We start from the raw sequence: 16,811 nt of genomic DNA on the forward strand, positions 1-16,811 counted from the left end.
TAAAGGCTACACATCGGCAAGCTTTATGTCTTGCGGGCGGTAACAGACAAACAATTGACATATCCTACTAAAACAGTATGTTTATGTCAGCTTCGGCACAGGTGCTAAAATTATCGGCGCAGCAACTGGAACGCCAGTCCACGGCCGGTGTTCCGTGTGATTCGATTTCATGGCCTTGCTGACTTGCATGGCTACTCTGCGGCGAATCCGGCGGCAACCGTTGCGCGGACCGCAACAGCGCGCTCGCACCCTATCCTTGAGGGCATATCCGTGAAAATGCACGACAGCAAATATCTGGTATCGGTACTGGAAACGGTATTGGATGCGATCATCACGATAGACGATTGCGGCATCATACAAACCGCGAACGCCGCCACCGAACGCATGTTCGGTTATTTAGCCGAAGAAATCGTCGGCCAAAACGTCAGCATGCTGATGCCGGAACCCTACCGTTCGGCGCACGACGGCTATCTTTCCAACTATTTGCATAGCGGCGAGAAAAAGATCATCGGCATAGGTCGGGAAGTGCAGGGTAAACGCAAAAACGGCAGCGTCTTTCCCATGTCCTTGGCAGTAACGGAAATGCGCTTCGAAGAAGCCGATCACCTGCATATCGAATTTGTCGGCATCATTCGCGATCTCACCGTACAACATCGGCAACTGAACGATCTAAAGCTATTGCACGCCGGCCTGGAAGCCGCGGACGACGCGGTAGTGCTGACCGATGCGCAAGGCGTGATCGTCTGGATCAATTCCTCTTTCACCCGTCTGACCGGCTATACGGAAGCCGACGCGCTCGGCAACAACGTGCGCATCCTCAAATCCGGCGTAACCCCGGACGCCGTGTACCGCAAACTGTGGGAAACCATCGCCAACGGCCAGGAATGGCGCGGCGAAATGGTCAACCGCCGCAAGGACGGCAGTCTCTATCCGGAAGATCAAAGCATCACTCCGGTACGCAGCGAAGGCACGATTACCCATTACGTTGCGATCAAGCGCAACGCCACCGCACGCAAACTGGCTGAACAAAACGCCGCCTCGGTGGCCATGGCGGCCTATGAACATCTGCACGGCGAAATCCTCGGCACCATGAGCCGCAGCCGGGACCGGCGCAATTTGCTGCAAGAAACCTTGACCATACTCGGCAACTCCGGCAAGTACCCGACTTCGGCCTTGTATTTGTTCGACGACTGGCACGGTACCCTGCAATGCCAGGCTAGCTACTGCGCACCGGACGATTTGGCCCAGGAGATCAACCCCGGCGAAGGCCTGGTCGGCCAAGCGTTTAACGAGCGACGCATGTTGACCATAGAATCCGCCGATCAAATGCCGCTACGCATAGAAACCGGCTTGTTGGTGATCAACCCTGTCGCCGTACTGGCCTGTCCTATCAGCTATCAAGAACGCTGCCTGGGCGTACTGGTATTGGCCGCAGCCAATCAGGTGTCGGCTTCCGACCGGGAATTCAACCAACGCATCGCCACCGAACTCGGCGCAGCCTTACAAAACTTGCGCCAATACGAAGAGTTGAAAGCCATGGCCGAGCAGCTGAAGCTGCGTACCCAGGAAATCACACACAAGAACGCCGAGCTGGAACATACCAATCAACTGAAGCGCGAATTTCTGGCCAATATGTCGCACGAATTGCGCACGCCGCTGAATGCGGTAATCGGTTTTTCGGAAGTACTGCGCGACGAACTGCTGGGCCCGTTGAATCCCAAGCAACACGACTACGTTGGCGAAATTCTGGACAGCGCCAGCCATCTTCTATCGTTGATCAACGATATTCTGGATTTGTCGAAGATCGAAGAAGGCCGCATGGAATTGGCGCTCGAACCGGTCAACGTAGAAGAAGCCTTGCGTAACTGCATGTCCATCGTCAAGGAAAAGGCCAACGCCCGTTCGATCAAATTGAATCTGGAATTTGCCGGCGAGATCGGCATCGTCCGGGCGGACGGGCGCAAATTGCGGCAAATCGTTTACAACCTGCTATCCAACGCAGTCAAATTCACGCCGGAAAACGGCCAAGTACAACTGGCGGCCAGACTCGACGAACACAAACTGCGCATAGACGTTTCCGACACCGGCATCGGTATTGCGGAAAAAGACCAAGCCCGGCTGTTTCGGCCGTTCGAACAATTGGACGGCGGCCTGGCGAGAAAACAAGAAGGCACCGGCTTGGGCTTGGCCATGGTCAAACGCTTGGCCGAACTGCACGGCGGCACGGTATCGGTCAACAGCCAATTGGGTGTGGGCAGTTGTTTCAGCGTGTGCTTACCCGTTCACCCGGTAACGGACGCCGGCGAAAAACCGGCCGGCGAAGCGGATTCCGCAGTCGTCGTATCCGCCGTAGCTCAGGCCTTGCCGCCGGCAACCTGTATCTTGCTGATAGAAGCGCAAGACGGGGTCGCCGACATCATTACCGCCGAACTGACGGCGGCCGGCCATCACGTCCTGCGCGCCACCACCGGCCGGCAAGGCTTGAGCCTTGCGGCGGAATTGCTGCCTTCCTTAGTCATTCTGAATATCCGCCTGCCCGACATCGACGGTTGGGAGGTGTTGAAACTGATGCGCCACCAACCGGAACTTAGGGCTATCCCGGTAATTTCGGTCGCGGCCGAAGCCGATAAAGGCGTGCACTTGGGCGCCATCGACGTGCTGGAAAAACCCTTGCGCCGGGAATGGCTGTTGGAAGCGGTCGTCAGGGCCCTGCCCAAAAACGATCTACATACCAAGCCCTACATATTGGTGGTCGACGACGATCAGCGGGCGCTGGATTTTATCGGCACGCGTTTAACCCAGGCCGGTTTCCGCGTCACCACGGTCAACGGCGGCCGCGCCGCCATCGAATCGGCCAAATCGTCCCCGCCGGATTTAATGATCGTCGACCTGATGATGCCGGAAATCAGCGGCTTCGAAGTCATAGCCGCCTTGCGTCAGGAGCCGGCCACCGCATCGATACCGATCATCGTGCTGACCGCTATGCAACTGGGCGATCAGGAACGCCGTAATCTGGAACGCAGCCAAGTGATTTGGATGGAAAAAAGTTCGTTCAATTTGGCCGACTTCATGCGTTTGGTCGAACAATCCATGGTGCAGCCGCTACGTAAAACCCGGCTTGCGCACGATACGGGCGGCTATCAGGCCAAACTGCTGGTCGTCGAGGACAATCTGCAGCACGCGGAGCTACTGCGCATTTATCTGGAAGACGCCGGTTACCAAGTCAGAATCGCCAACAACGGCCGGCTGGCGCTCGAAGATCTGGCTTCCAGCGAACCGGACCTGATCGTCCTGGATTTATTGATGCCGGAAATGGACGGTTACGCGTTCCTGGACGCCAAAGCAGCCCGGCCGCAATGGCAACACATTCCGGTCATCGTGGTTTCGGCGATAGCCAACCCGCAAGCAAACTCGCCGGTACTGGCCGCCGACGCGGTCCTGCGCAAGCCCATCGGCCGCGCCGAATTGCTGGAAACCGTCTCGCGCTTCGCCCCCAACCGGCAACAGCATCACAAACCCCGGCTGCTGATCATCGACGACGACCCGAAAGCGGTCAAAATCATCACCAGCTTTCTGAGCGGCGGCGAATTCGAACTGGTCACGGCATTCAGCGGCAGCGAAGGCCTAGCCCTGGCGAAAAGCGAAAAGCCGGACATAGTGCTATTGGATCTGATCATGCCTGATCTAACCGGCTTCGAAGTATTGGCGTCGCTAAAAGAAGACAGCGCTACCAACCGCATTCCGGTATTGATTATTTCGGCCAGACGCCTGAGCGCCCAAGAACACATAGAGTTGCAAGACAAGGTAACCGCTATCGCCGAAAAAGGCCGCTTATCCAATCATTATCTACACGACTTGATCAAACGTGCTTTATATGGAGACCGTCCATGAGCAGCATTGCCGTGATCGAAGACCACGCTCCGAGCCGCAAGCTGCTCACCGACGTGTTGGAAACGGCCGGATACCGGGTATTAAGCGCCGAAAATGCCGAAACCGGCATTGCGATGATACGGGAAGCCGAACCGGATTTGATCTTGATGGACATCCAAATGCCGGGTATGGACGGCTTAACCGCGATTCGCTTGTTAAAAGCGGATTTTCGCACCGCTAAAATCCCTATCATCGCGGTCAGCGCCCTGGCCATGGAAGGAGACCGCGAACGCATCTTGGCGTCCGGCTGCGAAGACTACACCAGCAAACCGATACGCTACAAAGAATTGCTCGGCCAAATTCAACGCATGTTGCAGCCGACATGAACGAGTCGTCCTTACTCATCGTCGACGATGAGCAGATTAACCTCAAATTAATCCGCAACCTGTTGCAGCGCGAAAACTACCTGCTTTACGAAGCCCGGGGTGGGGAAGAAGCCCTGTACATCGCCAAGTCAAAATTACCGGACGTGATTTTATTGGACGTGATGATGCCCGATTTGGACGGCTTCGAAGTAACCCGCCGCCTGAAAGCCGACGAATCGACCCGCGATATCCCGGTGATATTGCTGACCGCGTTGGACGGCAGCGAAAACCGTACCAAGGGTTTGGAGGCGGGTGCCGACGAATTCTTAAGCAAACCGGTGCACGTCGACGAATTGCGGATTAGGGTACGTTCCATGAGCCGGCTGGCCAATATGCACCGCGAACTGCGCACCCGCACCGAGGTCGGCCGCCGCTTATTGAAACTACCGGCCGAAAACGACTTTCCGGACATGGACAGCATACTGCTCGCCGAAAACGACCCTGCCCTGGCCAAACTATTGACCGGGGTCTTGGAACAAGCCGGTTTTTACGTGTTCATAGCGGAAAGCGAAGCGGAGCTTTGGGAAGTTTTGACGCAAATTCTACCGGGCTTGATCATACTCGGCCTGGACTTGCCGGAAAATAGCAACCTGCAATTGCTACGCTCTTTAAAACGGACGCCCGGCTTGCAAGACATTCCGATTCTGGAAATCGCTGCGGACTGCGAACCGCAACAAAAACTCGATTGTCTGGCGCAAGGCGCCGACGATTATTTAAGCAAACCGGTCAACAGCGACGAATTGGTCGCGCGTAGCAAGGCCGCCTTGCGCCGCGCCGAAACCTTGCAGCAAATCAAACGCGAATACGAAAGGCTTTGCATAGACACGATTACCGACGCCTTGACCGGCGCGCTGAATCGCCGTTACTTGGACGCCGACCTCGCGCACCGCACCGGCGAATTGAGCCGCTATCCCGGTAAGTCGCTGGGCGTGGCAATGCTGGACATCGATCATTTCAAATACGTAAACGACCAATACGGCCATGTGGTCGGCGACCAGGTGCTGAAACATATCGCCAAATTAGTGCAACGGCAATTACGCGCGTCCGACTATCTGGCGCGTTACGGCGGAGAAGAATTCTGCTTGATCATGCCCAACACCCATCACGACCAGCTGTTGCAAATTGCCGAACGCGTAAGGTGCGAGATGGCGCACAACAGCTTGCAAGCCATCAGCAACCATACCGTGACGGTAAGCCTCGGCGTCACCACTTACCGCCCCGGCGACACCGCGGAATCCCTGCTGAAAAGAGCCGACGCCGCGTTGTACAAAGCGAAATTGAACGGCCGCAATCAAGTGTTCGGTATCAGGGCGCAACAGCTGTAAACAGAAGGTATAGCCATGTATAAACTGTCCGGTCCGCCGAAACGCCTGCTATTGGTGGACGACGACCCCCGCAACATCAAAATCCTGGAGATGTTCGTCAAAACCGCCGGCCACGACTGCCGCGGCGCCGCTAACGGTAACGCCGCGTTGCAGCTATGCCGCAGCTGGGCGCCCGATCTGTTGCTGTTGGACATCATACTGCCGGACATGACCGGCATCGACATTGTCAGAATATTAAAAGCCGATCCGACTACCACGGACATTCCCATCATCATGCTAACCGCCAGCGCCGACCGGGCCGCTTGCCTGCAAGCCTTGGCCGCCGGTGCGGACGACTACCTGTACCGGCCGGTGGACCGGGACGAACTCAGCATACGCATAGGCAATCTGCTGCGGGTTAAAGAGCGCAACGATTTGCTGCGCGAACGCCTGGAACTGGTGGACCAACTGGCCACCGTCGCGGCAACCGTACCCGGCCTGATTTTTTCGATGCAACGCCGACAAGACGGCCAACTCAGCCTACCGTTCGCAAGTTCGGCCATCGAAGACCTGTTCGGTATGACACCGGAACAAGTGCAAAACGACGCCGCCGGCTTGCTGGCCCAGATCCATCCGGACGACGCAACGGCTTTTCTAAGCGCCATGCAAGTTTCCGCGCAAGGCTTAACGCCGCTGAGCACGCAGTGGCGCATGCACCATCCGATACGCGGCGAGCGCTGGATCGAATGCCATGCCCGTCCGCACCGTATAGCCGACGGCGGCATACTCTGGCACGGCCATGCTCAGGACATATCGGAAGCCAAATCGGCCGAACGGCAACTGCGTATCGCCGCGGTTGCATTCGAGTCGCAAGACGGTATGGTGGTCACCGACGCAACCGGCACCATCTTGCAAGTCAATCAGGCGTTTTCGACCATTACCGGCCTGACTAGCGCGGAAACCATAGGCAAACATTCCTTGACCCTGCAAAACGGCCACATCGACGAGAACCTGAATCGCGTCATCTTGCAATCCTTGCGTCACGAAGGGCGCTGGGAGGGCGAAGTGCGCAGCCGTAGCAAAGACGGAGCGATCGACATGTTGTGGTTGTCCATCTCCTCCGTGAACGACCGCAACGGCCGAATCTCCCACTACGTAGCCAGCTTATCCAGCATTAGCGAACCCCGGGTGGCGCAACGGAAAATCCTGGAACTGGCCATGTACGATCACCTGACCGGCTTACCGAACCGGCGGCTATTCTTCGACAGGCTGCATCAAGCCTTGTTGGGCGCTCATCGTAGCGGCGGTTACGGCGCCTTGTTGCTGATAGACCTGGACCGCTTCCACGACATCAACGACAGCCACGGCCACGAAACCGGCGATAACTTATTGATCGACATCGGCAAACGCATCCAACAGCAACTGAGGGGCGGCGACAGTGTCTCGCGGCCGGGAGGGGACGAATTCCTGGTGCTGCTGGACGAACCCGGCAGCGATTTGCTCACGGCCGCCGCCGCCTGCGATTCCGTCGTCGGTAAAATGCGCGACGCCATCAACCAGCCCTTGTGGATAGACGGCCTGGAATTGCAGATTACCGCCAGTATAGGCATCACCTTGTTTCACGATCACGATTCTCAGTCGCCGGAAAAATTGCTGAAACAAGCGGAACTGGCGCTGTATCAAGCCAAACAATCCGGGCGAGACAATTTCCGTTTCTTCGAAATGTCGATGCAGGAAACCCTGCTGACCCGCACCCGCATCGAATCCGGACTGCGTTTGGCCTTGCGGGACGGGCACTTACTCCTGTTTTACCAACCCCAAGTCGCCAGCGACGGCAAACTGCTGGGCGCCGAAGCGCTGATACGCTGGCAACCGCCCCAACAAGCGCTCATATCCCCGGCCCTATTCATTCCAATCGCGGAAAACAGCACCATCATCCTGGCCATAGGCCATTGGATACTGACTACCGCCTGCCGGCAGCTGGTGGCCTGGTCGCAAGACCCCGCCACCCGCCAATTGGTTCTGGCCGTCAACATCAGCGCCCGGCAACTGCTCGATCCGGGTTTGGAACAAATGGTCAAGGACATTCTGGAGCAAACGGGGGCCAACCCGACCTTGTTGAAACTGGAATTAACCGAAAGCGCGGTATTGGGCAACATAGAATCGGCCATCAGCACCATGCATAAAATCAAAGCGCTGGGCGTCAGTTTTTCGATGGACGATTTCGGCACCGGCTATTCGTCCTTGACCAATTTAAAACGCCTGCCCCTGGATCAAATAAAAATCGATCAAAGCTTCGTGCGCGACATCCCGGCCGATCAAGACGATTACGCCATCGTCAGCGCCATCATCGGCATGGGCAACAGCCTGCGCCTGCAGGTGATTGCCGAAGGGGTGGAAACCCTAACCCAATTCAACGCCCTGGCGGAATTAGGCTGCGACGCCTACCAAGGCTATTTATTCGGCAAACCGGGACCCGCGGAAATGCTGGAAGCCATCGCCCGCCAACGTTGCGGATAAAACTACTTTGCGCATTCGTCGAGGCGTCGTCACCAGGCGGGTAGGATCTCACTCACAAGCGCTTCGAACCCGCCTGGCGAAAATAGTGTCATCGCCCGTTCGATATGATTCCGCAGGAGCAGGCCTTAGCCGGAACCATGCCTATCCCGCACAACCTTCTGAATCATGGCTGCAATCCCGGCAACTTGAAGAAGCGAGGCCGCCGTCATGGATAGAAATACCACAAACCATGCGCTGAACAATCTCACCGCACGCTTTCAGTCTCTGACGGAACGGAAATCGAAACATTCGCACGATTACGCAACGCTGATCGCACCCAAGCGGCCTGTCATGCCGCCCGTGAACGCTCATATGCAGCGCTTTGATAATCCGCTGCACAGTATCCCATTTAGATTAAGTCTTTCCGGACAAGGCTTTATACAGGCTTTCCCGATTCAGGCCGGTGTCTTCCGCCAGCGCTGACCGGCGTAGAGGATGGTCAAGGCAACAAAATCACTTATACCTTAGACGCGATGGGCAATCGCACCGGCGAAGATGTCTTCGATCCCGGTCAGCAGTTGGTTCGTACCCGTTCGCGCGCCTACGACATTCTGAACCGATTGCAGCAAGATTTAGGCAGCAGCGCGGGTAGGGTCACCGATTACGAATACGATGCCGAAGGCAATCGCACCGCGAACTTACAGCCGCTGAATCGCAGCATTCACCAAACCTACGATGCCTTGAACCGCCTGGCCGACGTCGTGGACCCGCTCGGCGGCACGACCCACTATAGCTACGACGGACAAAACCGTGTGATCGGCCTGACCGATCCGTCGAATCAAACCACCAGCTATACTCGAAACGGCTTCGGCGAAGTGATTCAAGAAGTCTCGGCCGACCGGGGGACCACAAGCTACGCCTACGACGAAGCCGGCAATCTAAAAATCCGTACCGATGCCCGAGGGTTGGCGGTCAATTACGCCTACGATGCCTTAAACCGCATAGTGTCGATCGAGGCCGGCGACGACCAGAACAAAACCTATATCTGGGATAACTGTAACAATGGCATTGGCCGCCTGTGCCAACTTACCGATTTCGCCAACACCACCGAATACCAATATGATCTTCATGGCCGCGTCGTCAATAAAACGCAAACGGTAGGCAGTTCAACCCTATCGATCGCCTACGCATACGATGCCGATGGACATTTGACATCGATGACCACACCGACCGGGCAAACCATCGGATACGGCTATGCGAACAACCGGATTAGCGATTTGTCGCTAAACGGCCAACCGTTGTTGACAGATATCGGTTACGAGCCTTTCGGCCCGGTTAAAAGCTGGACCTGGAGCAACGGCCAATCCGCGTATCGAGGCTATGACTTGGATGGCCGGCTAACCGCTAACGACAGCGGGCCGACGGCGGCGGTTAACTTGACCTGGGACGATGCCGACCGCTTGGAATCCGCATCGAGCGGCGCCGAGGTACAAACCTTCGGTTACGACGACATGGATCGCGTCACCGACGCCTTGGGTAATTGGGCCGGCAAACCTTTGCTTACGACGCCGTCGGCAACCGCCTGAGTAAAAGCGAGCCATCCGGCCTGACGCAATACGGCTATGGCGCCAACAACCATCGCTTGGACAGCCAGACTGGCACGATTAACCGCAGTTACCAATACGACGCGGCCGGCCATTTGCTCAATGAAGGATCGCTCGGGTTTGTGTACGACAACAGCGGCCGGCTGCTGGGCGCTCACCTGTCGGGTACGCCGATTAGTGTGTACCTTCACAACGCTCTGGATCAGCGGGTGGCCAAATTGACGGTGAACGGCCCCTCGGTATTCGTCTACGACGAAGCCGGACGGACGATCGGCGATTATAGCGAAAGCCGGTTAACCGAAACGATTTGGCTGGACGACATCCCGGTCGCGCTACTCAAATCGCAAAGCAACGGCAGTGTTGCCTTAGCCGGTTACATCCATACCGACCACCTGGGTACGCCGAGAAAAATCACCGACCCCAGCAGCAATACCCTGATTTGGCAATGGCAAGGCGCACCGTTCGGTGAAACGGCAGCCAACGACGACCCGGATGGTGACGGCAACCACTTGGCCTTTAACCTGCGCTTCCCTGGGCAGTATTACGATACGGAAACGGGAAAGCATTACAATGTCCACCGAAATTACGACCCGGCGCTGGGCCGGTATATCCAGAGCGATCCGATTGGGTTGGCTGGGGGCATTAATACCTACACCTATGTTGAGAATAATCCGGTTAATTGGATTGATCCATTGGGGCTTGCTAAGAAAAATAATAAGCTTCCACAGTCATCGTATTTTGATTGTGATGCGGCCGACTTGGAGCAATGTGCAAAAAAATGCGGTAGTGCCGACAACGTAGAGCGTTGCGTAGTACGCATCACACCTAAGATCAAGTGCATAACATCTGATGGAACGCAACTGACTGAAGACAAAGTGGAAACATTGTGTGAATGTAAGGGGGATGATGTTAATCCTATTGAGAATGAACCAAATCCGGTAATTATTCCAATAAAGCCGTTACCGCTCCTAAGGTTACCAGTGCCAGTGCTAGTGCCAATAATTCCGTAAGTTTTGAATATCGTAATAAGCCTGTTTAATATTCAAAAAATGGATATTAGACATAAGGATATAAAATTAAACCTTATGAGGAAAATATAATGGATACTGTTAGTAATACAACTACTTACGTTTCAAGGAAATGTTACTTTCAGCTTTCATATTTCGATTATGATTTCCTTTACCCAAAAGTGGATACTGTCGTATATCTTGGTAATGCGTACGAATTAAAAGACAAGCTACCAACCGAAGAAGGTTATTTGTATTTTCAAGATGCGGAATCTTACGCAAATCACGGATTCCTTAATTCGAAAGGCCATAAACTTGATGAAGGAGAAATGGTTGTTATGCAGAAAAGTGAAGCTATCGCGAAAAAGACAATAATTGATATCAACAGTTTTATTGAAAAATTCAAAAATTTGGCGAAACAACCCCAGTTCAGCTAATGGGGGCTTCCCGTCAGGCGGAACCGGCCACAGGTTCCGCCGACTGCTAGCCCTACATGCGCATGGATTGCCCAAGCCCTCTATTCACCGTCAAGGTTTTAACCTTGCCGACAGGACTATCAGCCGCCGAAGGCCCTTGATCGGTTGCTGCCGCGTCTTGTCCCAAGCGCTGTTGTTTTTCCCGCTCCATTGCCTCAATGTCACGCTGTAACGATTCTTTTTTTATCAAGGCCGTAAGGCGGACGGCCGTACGGCGGATGAATCGCATGGTGACGTGTCGTAAGGCCGTAAGGCGGAACGCATCGCGGTTCAGCCGAATGTCATACGGTTAATTGTACCGGAAGCGTTCGGAGTATCCGGTTCGGTTTAACGGTGTTGGTTTTTCGGGCGTTTTTTGGCGGATCACCCTGCGGGCATCCGCCCTACGGTCTTTACCTCAACCGGCCTTGCTCATCAAATCAAATCCTCCTTGTTAGGGTTCGGATTCCACACAAACCCCTTGGTCTTGTCCGCCGCCCGCGTGGCGGCGGGTTCCGGCTTTTCGGTCTGCGGCGTCGCCGGCTTATTGCCCTTGGCCTGCCTTCGCGTCTGCCCCGGATTCAAAATCAAGGGCCGTAGGGCGGATAAGCTTGCGTCATCCGCCGAATGAAATAAACTTGTTCCATGCCAAACTATCGACGCAATCGCATTCCGGGCGGGACTTATTTTTTCACGGTTAATTTGCTTGAGCGAAAATCGGCATTGTTGATCGAGCATATTGCCGAATTACGGGAAGCGGTCCGCGCAACTCGGCAACAACAGCCCTTTCATATCGACGCCTGGGTTGTTTTGCCGGATCACATGCACGCCATTTGGACATTGCCATCTGGTGATGATCAATACTCCAATCGATGGCGAGCTATCAAAAAAGCTTTTTCAAAAGCACTCCCAAAAATCGAATATCGCTCCCAAATCAGAATCAAACGTCACGAACGCGGCATTTGGCAACGGCGTTTTTGGGAGCACACCATTATCGATGACGCCGATTATGCGGCTCACATGGATTATATTCATTACAATCCGGTAAAGCACGGTTGGGTGCGCACGGTCAAAGACTGGCCTTATTCCAGTTTTCATCGCTTGGTCGCTGCCGGCATTTATCCCTTGGAATGGACTGGCGATATTTCCGAAGCTTTCGAGGTAGGTGAATTGGGTGATTGAAATGTTTTCAAATGGCGGATGGCGCTCCGCTTATCCGCCCTACGGTGTTTGCCTCGACCGACCTTGCCTATCAAATCAGATCCTTGTTAGGGTTCGGATTCCAGATAAACCCCTTAGCCATGTAGGGTAACCGCGTACCCTACATCTGAGACGATGCCGACCGCTCGCACATAGGGATCAGGTCTTTCAAAATTACACCCCACACTGTTATCTCTTCTTCGGCTGCGTCGTAGACGCATCCGAGGGCCGTTGACCGTCAATTTGGCCACCCGCTAATCCAAGGCGTTGTGAAGATCGGCGTACCCGACAGGTGAGTGCTCCGCAGCCGGGCCGCGTCGTATTGATAAGGCCGGTTAACCGTGCCGATTTAGCTTGCCTACACGGTCACTTCGGTTCGAAACTCATCAAATAGCCGCAATGGTCGGACACTCGGCCGTAATCCCAATCGGTAAACAATACCCGAGCCGACGTCACCCTCAAGTCGCCGGATTTGTTCATGAAGATGTAGTCGATACGGTAATCATCGGCCAATAAATGCTGCCAATGCGCGTCGTTGACCCGGAATATTTTTTCGAACAAGCCGATTTGATTGGCCGCCAAATACTGGTCTTCGTAGCGGCGGCCGTCCACCACCAGGCGATAACCCGCAGAACCCGCGGCAACGTTGAAATCGCCGCATAACAAGGTGGTTTTGACCTCGCCGCCCAACTGGCTATCGGCCCAGGCGCACAGGCGCTCGAATTGGTGTTGAAAGCCGTCTTCCCACCAGCTCAAATGGGCGGAATACACATTGACGACGCCCATATACGGAATATCCAGTTGCGCCATCACCACTTTGCGCGCATGGATGCTGTAAGGGTCTTGACTATCGGACACGTAGCGGGACCGGGCCTGCCGAAAGGGATAGCGGCTTAAAATCGCCACCCCTTCGCGGTATTTGTCGAAGCCCAAGTGCGACCAATCGGTGTGGATATGCATGGGCCGCCGTAAACGCCGGTTGATGATGTTGGCGGAGTTGGAGGCCCAATCGCCGTGGCCGTGATTCCAATGTTCGGCCACTTCCTGAAAACACACCACGTCCACGGCTTGTTCGTCTATGGCTTTGGCGATTTGGCTGAGTTTGACGTCCTGCCTGTCTTCCTGATAGCAATGCAGATTCAAGATTAAAACCCGTAGCGGCTCGCGGCTGAGCCGATAATTTTTGCCGTGGTTGTTGTCCCAAACTTCGCCGAGCTTGCTGCGGTAACACAGGCAGTACTCCAGCGCGAACGCCTGCTCCACCGGCAAGCGTGCCGTCCAGATCTGCGCGGTATGTTGCTTGGCCCGCCGGTTGCGCCGGCAGGCGGTTTGTCGACTGGTGCGCCAATTGTCGTCGCTCCAGTGAATCACCACTTTGTCGGCGGCCTGGGCCGGGCGGGTGGCGACTTTGATCTGCAAATAGTGTTGTCCGGCCTCCAAGCGCTGTTTGATCGCCAGGTTTTGTACGGCCAAGCCGGCTGCCAATGCCACGCCGCTACGTGCCGGCGCGTGATAGTTCCATCCGCCGTTGTTGTCCCAGATTTCGCCACCGTCGTAGCGAAGCCGCAAGGCGAAATTGACGGCACCCGGCAAGGCTAATCCGGAGCGGTTGCTGATACTGACCCGCGCCAGCCAATATTCGCGCCCGTCGCCGCGCCGTGCCTGATAAGCGGCCGACAGGGTTTGCCAGACGCCGTCCCGGCCGGCCCAGTACACTTCGACCTGTTTATCGTAACCCCTGTTTTCGACGACCAACCAAAACTGCAGCACCTGATATTGGGCTTGCTTGCTTCGGCTTAAGCTATTTTCCACCGCCAGCAATTCTATGGCTGCCATGGCTTACTCCTGTTCAATCGGCCGACCGGTAATCGCGAAAATCGATAGTCGGAAAAATATCGTCCATGATTTCCAGCGCGCTCAAATAACGCTCGTCTATCCGGTTTTTGCGTAAGCAATCGTGCAAATAATTAAAGCGGGCCAAATGGTCGCTAACCCGTTTACGCGCGTAGTCTTCAGTCGTACCGGATTTCATGATAAACGGCCAATCCGAAGCCTGTGCCAACAGCAGCGAACGCAAGGCCTGATTCAAGGCCCGCTGCTGCAGTTCGTTCACTTGCAGCCGGGCCAAATCGCCAACTAACTTGGCCATGTCGGCACTGGCTTTGTGCAACAATGGGTAAATCCACTCGTTGCTGTCGTTCAGCCAATATTCCGAATACCCCCGATCGCCCCAGGTCGATGCGGCCGGTACGGCCTTAAAGGCGTGCGGATAGCGCGCCAAATAATCGCCGCCGGTGACCGTTTCTATGCCGCTAGCTTCCGCGGCCGCCAGGCGCAAAACCGCTTCCAGCCACTGCGGACCTTCGTACCACCAATGACCGAACAACTCGGCATCGTAGGGCGCCACCATGATAGGCGCAGTCGGCATTTCGGCCTGCAATGCCGCGGCCTGCCGTTGCCGCTTGAGCGTGAAATCCTCGGCGTGCCGTTGCGCTTGCCGGCTGGCCGCGTCCGGCCGGTACGGCCGTTTCTGAGCGCCGGCCTCGCTAACCGCGTAATATTTGATGCCCGTGTCGATACGCGTCGCTCCGTCCAAAATATACGGGCCGATATAGTCCAGTGGCAAATCGAAACCGATGTCGCGGTAATACTCCCTATAATTCGCATCCCCGGGATAGCCGGTTTGTGCACTCCATACCTGCCGGGAGCAATCCGGGTCTCTGCCGAATGCCTGCACCCCGTTTCCGCAATCCACCGGCGCGTAAACGCCGCTGCCGGGGCAAGGATTTGCGGCTAAAAGCCCATGGCTATCGACGAAAAAATACTCCACGCCGGCTTCGTGCAACACCTGCTCCAAGCCAGGATAATAACCGCATTCCGGCAGCCAGAAACCTTTAGGCGCGACGCCGAAACGGCTTTGAAAAGCGTGTACGCCCAGGAAAACTTGCTGACGCACCGCGACGGGGTCTACGTTCAGCAGCGGCAACAAGCCGTGGGTCGCCGCGCAGGTGATCAACTCCAGGCGTCCGCCACGAAAATGGTGCAGAAAGCCGGCCAATAGGTCTTGTTGGTAGCGGTTTCGATAGCTATCCCAGGCCGTTCTAAACCCTTGTTGATAAGCTAGCGCCAGAGCGTGAAACTCGGCTTGCCCGCGCGTGCGCTCGACTTCCTTGTCCGCCAATTCGATCAGGCGCTCCAAATGCCTTAAATAACGCTGGCGCAACAAAGCGTTGTCCAGCATGGCCGTCAGCGTCGGCGACAACGACACGGTCAAACGGCATTTGACCTTATCCCGCTCCAGCCTGTCCAGCACCGCCAATAACGGCAGATAACATTCGGTGATCGCTTCGAACAGCCAGTTTTCCTCGAAAAAACTGTCGTATTCCGGATGGTGCACAAAGGGTAAATGCGCGTGCAAAACGAAACAAAGCAAACCTGAATTCATCGTTGTTTTTTCAGTGGGATTCGGCCGGGGATACCTTGACGCTAACGGAACTGGCTGCGGGCAAATTCGGCAGGATGAACTGCGAAAAAACCTGCGGCAATGCGGTTAGCGAATCCCAATACCGGGCCGGCGCCGTGGCCGAATTGGAAACCAGCAACGGTTTGAAAGCCCCGTCGGCGGCTGTCTCGCCCAGAACCGCACTAAACTCGCTCACCGCATTTCGCAGCCAGACATCCGGTAGCGGAATGTCCGCGTGGAAACCGCTACGAGCCACGGCCAGATCGAGCCATGGCGACTCGAGCCTATTTTCCGCCGTTGCCGCGGCATGCGGGAATACTCTGAGCGTCAGCGGTTCCTGCGCTGCCTCTGCGCTCTGCGGCATGGCCGTCGACAAGGGTTGAGGAGCTTGCCAATAGGCATGCAAACGCTGCGGCGACAAGGCCAGCAACACCAGACCGGGCGGACGGACGAGACGGTTCGGGGCAAATTCGCGGCTAATTTCGCAACCGATGTCGCGCAATTCTTGGGACGAAAAACTGCAACCGCTCCCCGGCGCTAACTGGCGCCGAAAAAAACGCGGTGCGAACTCGCGACCTATGGCTTGACTAATGGTACGCATTTCCTGCTGGGACAGCTCGGCCCGGGGGCGGGAACGGGTAGGCGAAAACGGCATTATTGGCCAAACAATTAAAAGGTTGCGCGAAAATCTCCTGATTCAAAGTGTTCAGCACAGACTCATATCACTCGCCGCAGGTAGGAGAAAACTCTACCTGTTGTCGCCGCTTTAAGCAAGACAAGGGCAGAATTGCAACCGGCAACCGGAAGCGTGCGGAACCCTAGGCCGCTGCCACGGTCCCAGGCAACGTGCCATTTGCTGCCCCGGTATAGCGCCGGCGGCCGGAGCGGCCAGGCATTTTTCGCTACAATCACCTGAAACGGCAACCGACCAAGCGCCCATGGATATTCCCTGCCAGCAGCAACCAACACAGCCTGTTAAACGCA

General features: G+C 55.7%; 14 protein-coding genes. 9 read left to right on the top strand and 5 right to left on the bottom strand.

Annotated elements, in window-relative coordinates:
- Positions 1-276: 276 nt before the first annotated feature.
- From AB0A83_RS17855 to AB0A83_RS17890, 8 genes are all read left to right on the top strand, one after another.
- Positions 277-3,891 carry a response regulator gene (locus AB0A83_RS17855; RefSeq protein WP_232056882.1) on the top strand — a complete coding sequence of 1,205 codons (3,615 nt, stop codon included), beginning with the start codon at positions 277-279 and terminating at the stop codon, positions 3,889-3,891.
- Positions 3,888-4,256: a response regulator gene (locus AB0A83_RS17860; protein ID WP_150050748.1), complete on the top strand. Its 369-nt coding sequence runs from the start codon at positions 3,888-3,890 to the stop codon at positions 4,254-4,256. The genes AB0A83_RS17855 and AB0A83_RS17860 overlap by 4 nt, the downstream gene beginning before the upstream one ends.
- Positions 4,253-5,620 carry a diguanylate cyclase gene (locus AB0A83_RS17865; protein ID WP_150050750.1) on the top strand — a complete coding sequence of 456 codons (1,368 nt, stop codon included), beginning with the start codon at positions 4,253-4,255 and terminating at the stop codon, positions 5,618-5,620. Before AB0A83_RS17860 ends, AB0A83_RS17865 begins: the two co-directional genes overlap by 4 nt.
- Positions 5,621-5,635: 15 nt before the next feature.
- Positions 5,636-8,119, top strand: coding sequence for an EAL domain-containing protein (locus AB0A83_RS17870; protein ID WP_367154865.1), 2,484 nt, complete (start codon positions 5,636-5,638; stop codon positions 8,117-8,119).
- 207 nt (positions 8,120-8,326) lie between these two features.
- Positions 8,327-8,581, top strand: coding sequence for a hypothetical protein (locus AB0A83_RS17875; RefSeq protein WP_367154866.1), 255 nt, complete (start codon positions 8,327-8,329; stop codon positions 8,579-8,581).
- A 50-nt stretch (positions 8,582-8,631) separates the two neighbouring features.
- Positions 8,632-9,684, top strand: a complete 1,053-nt coding sequence (locus tag AB0A83_RS17880) for a hypothetical protein (protein WP_367154867.1) — start codon at positions 8,632-8,634, stop codon at positions 9,682-9,684.
- Positions 9,639-10,712 (top strand): RHS repeat domain-containing protein, encoded by a 1,074-nt coding sequence (locus AB0A83_RS17885; RefSeq protein ID WP_367154868.1) that lies wholly within the window; start codon positions 9,639-9,641, stop codon positions 10,710-10,712. Before AB0A83_RS17880 ends, AB0A83_RS17885 begins: the two co-directional genes overlap by 46 nt.
- 89 nt (positions 10,713-10,801) lie before the next feature.
- Entirely contained in the window at positions 10,802-11,146 is a 345-nt protein-coding gene (locus tag AB0A83_RS17890; protein WP_367154869.1) for a hypothetical protein, read from the top strand.
- Between the two features lie 52 nt (positions 11,147-11,198).
- Here the strand turns inward: AB0A83_RS17890 and AB0A83_RS17895 are convergent, their stop codons facing one another.
- Positions 11,199-11,414 (bottom strand): hypothetical protein, encoded by a 216-nt coding sequence (locus tag AB0A83_RS17895; RefSeq protein WP_367154870.1) that lies wholly within the window; start codon positions 11,412-11,414, stop codon positions 11,199-11,201.
- Positions 11,415-11,599: 185 nt separating this feature from the next.
- Positions 11,600-11,902, bottom strand: a complete 303-nt coding sequence (locus tag AB0A83_RS17900; protein ID WP_367156189.1) for a hypothetical protein — start codon at positions 11,900-11,902, stop codon at positions 11,600-11,602.
- Here AB0A83_RS17900 and AB0A83_RS17905 point away from each other — a divergent pair.
- Positions 11,810-12,346, top strand: coding sequence for a transposase (locus tag AB0A83_RS17905; RefSeq protein WP_367154871.1), 537 nt, complete (start codon positions 11,810-11,812; stop codon positions 12,344-12,346). The two genes, AB0A83_RS17900 and AB0A83_RS17905, sit on opposite strands and share 93 nt — an antisense overlap.
- A 384-nt stretch (positions 12,347-12,730) precedes the next feature.
- Here AB0A83_RS17905 and AB0A83_RS17910 read toward each other — a convergent pair whose 3' ends face one another.
- Genes AB0A83_RS17910 through AB0A83_RS17920 form a run of 3 tightly spaced genes read right to left on the bottom strand, consistent with a single transcriptional unit; the run spans position 12,731 to position 16,428 of the window.
- Positions 12,731-14,200: an endonuclease/exonuclease/phosphatase family protein gene (locus AB0A83_RS17910; RefSeq protein ID WP_367154872.1), complete on the bottom strand. Its 1,470-nt coding sequence runs from the start codon at positions 14,198-14,200 to the stop codon at positions 12,731-12,733.
- A 13-nt stretch (positions 14,201-14,213) separates the two neighbouring features.
- A complete protein-coding gene (locus tag AB0A83_RS17915; RefSeq protein ID WP_150050763.1) occupies positions 14,214-15,809 on the bottom strand; it encodes a 1,4-alpha-glucan branching protein domain-containing protein in 1,596 nt (531 codons plus the stop codon).
- Positions 15,810-15,819: 10 nt separating this feature from the next.
- Positions 15,820-16,428: a hypothetical protein gene (locus tag AB0A83_RS17920; RefSeq protein WP_367154873.1), complete on the bottom strand. Its 609-nt coding sequence runs from the start codon at positions 16,426-16,428 to the stop codon at positions 15,820-15,822.
- Positions 16,429-16,811 lie beyond the last annotated feature (383 nt).

Origin of the sequence: Methylomonas sp. HYX-M1 (assembly GCF_040741385.1) — a bacterium.
GTDB lineage: Bacteria > Pseudomonadota > Gammaproteobacteria > Methylococcales > Methylomonadaceae > Methylomonas > Methylomonas rhizoryzae.